Genomic DNA, 4,999 nt, shown 5'->3' on the forward strand with positions numbered 1-4,999 from the left:
CTTTGGGTGCGCTATTCTCCTTGTGTGTGGGGTGGTGTTTGATACGCCTCATCGCCACTCACGAGCAAGGGACTGGTCAGCAGTTCGACGTCGCCGGTGCGCCCGCGACCCGGTCCTTGAGGAAGGCGAGCACGTCGGCGTTACCGGTGTAGACCGCCGTGATGTGGTCGGTCTCGAAGGTCTTCCAGGTCGTCTTGACCCCGGCGGTGCAGTAGGCCTTGTGCAACGCGTCGGCCTGGGCGAACTGCACGAGCTGGTCCTGGGTGGCGTGGTAGAGGAACACCGGGACCTTGGGCGGAGTGCCGCCGAGCTTGTTCTCGTTGAGGCGCTTCACCCATTCCGGGCGCACGTACCCGGCGCTGGTCGTGTAGTCGGCGATCTTGTTGTTCGCGTAGGTGGTGAGCAGTTCGAACGTGCACGCGCTCTTCTGCATCTCCGCCAGTTTCGTGCGGCCGTTGTCGCTGAGGAACGAGTCCAGTTTCAGTTCGGGATAGGCGTTGTCCAAGCCGATCAGGGCGTAGGCGAAGACACCGAAACCGAACTTCCCGTCGAGCTGCAGGGTCACCTGGACGAGGTCGGCGGGCACACCGCCGGCGGCGACGCCGACGAGGTTCAGCTCGGGCGCGTAGGCGGGCTGCAGTTCCCCGGCCCAGGCGGCCGCCCCGCCGCCCTGCGAGTACCCGCGGAAGAGCACCTTGGCGTCGGCCGACAACTTCGCCTCCGGCAGGCGCTGGGCGGCGCGGACGACATCGATCACCGCCGGGCCTTCCGAACGCCCGACCACGTACGTCGTCTTCGGATCCTGGCGGTAGCCCTCGTAGTCGGTGAGGGCCACGGCGTAGCCGGCGTCGAGCGCGTCGTCGAGACCGGACTGCTCGTAGAACGCGCCGATGTCGATCATCTTCGACGGGGTGCAGTTGAACGCGGGACCGTGCGTACCGGCGGCGAACGAGACGATCGGCGCCTTCGCCGGGTCCACGTTCTTCGGCACCAGCACGGTCCCGGTCACCGCGTCCGGCTGCCCGAGTGCGTTCGTCGACAGGTACATGACCTGCCACGCGTTGACGGAATCCTTACGCGGACCGGCTTTCGAGACACGCGAGCGGATGATGTCACCCGGTTTGCCCGCGGGCAGCGGAGACGGCGGGGTGTAGAACGAATCGTCGGACGCCGCCGCGACGGCGGAGCTCGCCGGGTTTCCGGTCAGCACGGTCAGGAGACCGGCGGACAGGACGATCGCCAGCGCGACGGCGAGCGTCCGGCGGGACGGGCGGGGGAACGGGGTCGGCACGGCCGGGCCTCCAGGGCGGATAGGTGACTGGGTGGATGTCGCGAAAGCCACTTTCAGGACATCGGATGTCCCGGAAGTGGCTTTCGCGGCACCGTTCGGACTTCGTGGTGCCGGCTCAGGCGTTGCCGCCGTAGACCTGGCGGCAGGTCGTGGACTCGGTGAACGCGAGATCCAGTTCCGGGTTGGTGCGCAGGTGTTTGATCGGGCCTTCCGGCTCGCTCAGCCCGCTCATCGTGCTGTCCGCGTCGGCGACCACCTTCTGCAGGCTCGCCTGGTCGGTGACCTTCGCGTCCTGCATCCGGGTCAGGGTGGCGGACACCTTCGACTTGGTCTCGCCGAGCGTGGTGGTGGCCTTGTCCACGGCGGACTGTCCATCCGGGACCGGCGGCACCCCGGCGTTGCGGATTCCGCCCGCCATGTCGTCGAGGGCGGCGGACAGCGAGTTCAGGAAGCCCACCATGGCGGTCTTCGTCGCCTGCGGGTTGGCGGGGTCGAACGCGGGTGGCTGCGACAGCTTCGCCGAGCCCGTCGCGACGCCCGAGCACACCTTGTCCACCCAGGCGAGCGCGGCCGGGTCGGCGTGCCTGCCCGCGTCGGCCGGTTCGTCCGATCCGCAGGCGCTCAGCAGGACCGCCGCGGCGGTCACGGAGACGGTGGCGAACGCGATTCGCGCTGCCGTGCGGCGCATTCTTTTCATGGTTTCCCCGTCGAATTCGGCGAAAGAGGGCCTGCCCCGGCACGACGAGCGGGATTCCGCGGTGGTCGGCGGCGACCGGCTTGCTGAACCGCGAGGTTACTCACGAAAGATTCCGGCAGGCAAGGAGGGGGTGAGCCGGAAAAGGTGGATTGGCACGCGTGAGATAGTTTTCCGGGGCGCGATTGTCACCCTCGTCAGCGGTTCCGCATCTCGCCTTACCCGGCTCTGAACTGGGGAAACCCATGTGCCGCTACTAGGAACACCCCCGCCGCACCGTGCCAGCGTGACAATTTACCGGCGGCGCGTCAACTTTTCCGGGGAAGCCCTTGATAGCGGTGCGGACGCGTCGTTAGTTTACTGTTCGGTTGCGATCCGTCAGACATCGTCGCTACCCGGAGAATTCTCTCGGGCCGATATTCATTGCTCTGGGGAATTGTACGCCGTTTCGTATCATCGTTGATACCACGGAAGGACGATCGTGAGTCACCGTAGAGGAACCAAGAAGGCGGTCGCCGCCGCCGCTGCCGGTGCCGTGGGGCTTGCCGCCGCGGTACTCGTGGTCGGGGCACAGTCCAGTGTCGCCGATCCGATCTCGCTCCCGCTCAACTATCACTGCAACCTGCCGCTCGTGGGGTCGCAGTCGCTCAAGGTGGTGATCAACACCGATCTTCCGCTGTCGGTCAAGACCGGTCAGCCGACCGGCACGTTCGACATCAAGGCCGTCTCCACGATCAACGCGGACACGGTCAGCGGGCTCAACCTGATCGGTGCGACCACGCTGGAAGGCCAGGCCATCGCGGCGGCGAACGTGGAGGCGCCGGGGCTCAACCTCCCGGTCAAGGTCCCGAACGACATCGCCAAGCAGAACATCCCCACCTCGGGCGAGATGACGGTCAACGCGGCGGGCAAGACGCCTTCGCTGACCTTCAACCAGCCCGGCGAGGCGAAGATCACCGTGGGCGACCTGCAGCTGAAGGTCACCCCGCGCAAGGCCGACGGTTCGGTCACCGGCATCACGCCGGACGGCACGATCGACGCGCCGTGCACGCAGGATCCCGGCCAGAACAACACCCTGGCCACGATCAAGATCGGTGAAGGTGGCGGCGGCACGACCACGCCGACCACGCCCACCACTCCGACCACGCCCACCACCCCCACGACGCCGACCACGCCGACGACTCCGCCCACCACCACCCCCGGTGGCGGCGGGATCAAGTACGCGTTCGGCATCAAGGGGCAGACCGCGCTCAAGGCGCTCGGCAGCACGGCCGCGATCAACGGTGGGTTCGACGCGGATGTGGACCTCGCGTCGAAGACGTTCACCGGTGACCTGAAGCTCGACCCGTCGTCGACCCAGTTCAAGCTGTTCGGGTTCGTCGAAGGCCGCTCGGAGATCAAGGTCGAGCAGGTCGGCAAGCAGTCCGGTGAGCTCGTCGGCACCGGGTTCAAGGCGCACATCAAGTTCAACGTGTTCCTGCCGAGCGTGCAGGTCTTCGGGATCCCCATCAGCAGCGACCCGAAGTGCGGCACGGTCAGCCCGTCCACCAGCGAGATGACCACCGGTCCGGACTTCGACCTGCTCAAGGGCGGAAAGCTCACCGGCACCTACTCGCTGTCGGCCCTGCAGAACTGCGGTTCGTTCAACGACATGATCAGCATGTTCGCCAAGAGCGACGGCAACACGCTCGATCTGAACCTCACCAAGAAGTAGTCAGGCCGCCGGTCCCCGTCGCATCCCGCGACGGGGGCCGGTGCCGTTTTCGGGAAGGCGACCATGCCCCTTCGTGTCAACGTCCGGATGCTGCTCGCGGCGGCCCTCGTCGTGCTGATCACCGCCTGCTGCCTGCTGTTCGTCGCCGTCCGCAGCGCGGCGGCGGGTACGCCTGTCGACAAGAAGCTGTCGTTCACCTGCCCGTTCCCGCTGATCGGGTTGCAGAAGCTCGACGTGAACATCAAGGCCGACTTCGAGGTGCCGACGGCGCCCGGCGGCACGCTCACCACCTCCGGGCTGACCATCACCGTCACCGTCCCGGACAAGGCGGCCCGCGGGCTGAACCTCGTCGGCGCGACCACCATCGAAGGCACCGCGGCGGCTGGCGTGACACTGGTCAACGGCGACGCGAACCCACTTCCGGTGCGTATCCCGTTGAACGTCGCGAAGACCGATCTCCCGCCGTCCGGCCCGTTCGGCACGGTGGCGACCGGGTCCGTGCCCACGGTGACGCTGGCGAAACCGGGCAAGACGACACTGACCGTCGGCGACTTCACGACCCGTCTCACCCCGAAGAAGGCCGACGGTTCCTTCACCGGCCTCGGCTCGTTCACCTCGGACTGCACGCTCGACGCCGGCCAGGATCCGGTCCTGCTCTCCTTCGAACTCGGCGACAAACCCGCGGGGCACCGGTTCGCGGTCGCCGGGAAGACCGGTGTCAAAGCACTCGGCGCGGCCGCGCCGCTCACCGGCACCTTCGACCTGAGCCCCACCGCGGCCACCGTGTTCAGCGGCGGCCCGGTGTTCGACAAGGCGCACGCCGACTTCCGGCTGTTCGGCTTCCTGCCGGGCGCGGCCGACCTGGAGTTCGTCGCCGACGGGGCGCAGGGTGGCGACCTCGCCGGCACCGGTTTCGTCGCGCGGCCCCGGTTCACCACCGTTCTCCCGCTCGTGACGCTCGTCGGCATGCCGGTCAGCACCGGGCCGTCCTGCCGGACGTCGGCCCCCTCGACGGCGGAACTGCGCACCGGCGACGGCTTCACCATGGCGAAGGGCGGCGCGCTCGCCGGGACCTATTCGCTGGCGCCGCTGACCGGCTGCGGCGCGTTCACCTCGTACGTGAGCACCCTCTTCCAGGGAGACGGCAACACCTTCGAGCTCGCCCTGACCCCGCGCCAGGACTAGGGTCACCGTGGTGGGGGGGGGGTATGTTTTGTTTTTTGAAACAAAAAAAACAACAAAACACGGAAAAGCAAAGCAAAAATATAAAACAAATGAAAAAACCCCCCAAGAATAAGGA

At 67.0% G+C, this 4,999-nt stretch carries 4 protein-coding genes; 2 read left to right on the forward strand and 2 right to left on the reverse strand.

The features are described from left to right. Positions 1-76: 76 nt before the first annotated feature. Complete coding sequence (locus tag ACFWIW_RS27120; protein ID WP_378371057.1) at positions 77-1,291, reverse strand: lipase family protein; 1,215 nt, start codon at positions 1,289-1,291, stop codon at positions 77-79. 115 nt (positions 1,292-1,406) lie between these two features. After that, positions 1,407-1,979: a hypothetical protein gene (locus tag ACFWIW_RS27125; RefSeq protein WP_378371058.1), complete on the reverse strand. Its 573-nt coding sequence runs from the start codon at positions 1,977-1,979 to the stop codon at positions 1,407-1,409. A gap of 487 nt (positions 1,980-2,466) precedes the next feature. Here ACFWIW_RS27125 and ACFWIW_RS27130 point away from each other — a divergent pair, with 487 nt between their 5' ends. Together ACFWIW_RS27130 and ACFWIW_RS27135 are read left to right on the forward strand one after the other, a co-directional pair. Beyond that, positions 2,467-3,699, forward strand: a complete 1,233-nt coding sequence (locus tag ACFWIW_RS27130) for a DUF6801 domain-containing protein (RefSeq protein WP_378371059.1) — start codon at positions 2,467-2,469, stop codon at positions 3,697-3,699. Positions 3,700-3,762: 63 nt separating this feature from the next. After that, positions 3,763-4,884 carry a DUF6801 domain-containing protein gene (locus tag ACFWIW_RS27135; protein WP_378371060.1) on the forward strand — a complete coding sequence of 374 codons (1,122 nt, stop codon included), beginning with the start codon at positions 3,763-3,765 and terminating at the stop codon, positions 4,882-4,884. Positions 4,885-4,999: the final 115 nt, after the last annotated feature.

This window comes from Amycolatopsis sp. NPDC058340 (assembly GCF_042723975.1).
GTDB lineage: Bacteria > Actinomycetota > Actinomycetes > Mycobacteriales > Pseudonocardiaceae > Amycolatopsis.

What these genes read in the sequence shown, in the direction of transcription:
- ACFWIW_RS27135 (WP_378371060.1), top strand. Translation starts at nt 3,763, where the DNA reads ATGCCCCTTCGTGTCAACGTCCGGATGCTGCTCGCGGCGGCCCTCGTC.
- ACFWIW_RS27125 (WP_378371058.1), bottom strand. Translation starts at nt 1,979, where the DNA reads ATGCGCCGCACGGCAGCGCGAATCGCGTTCGCCACCGTCTCCGTGACC.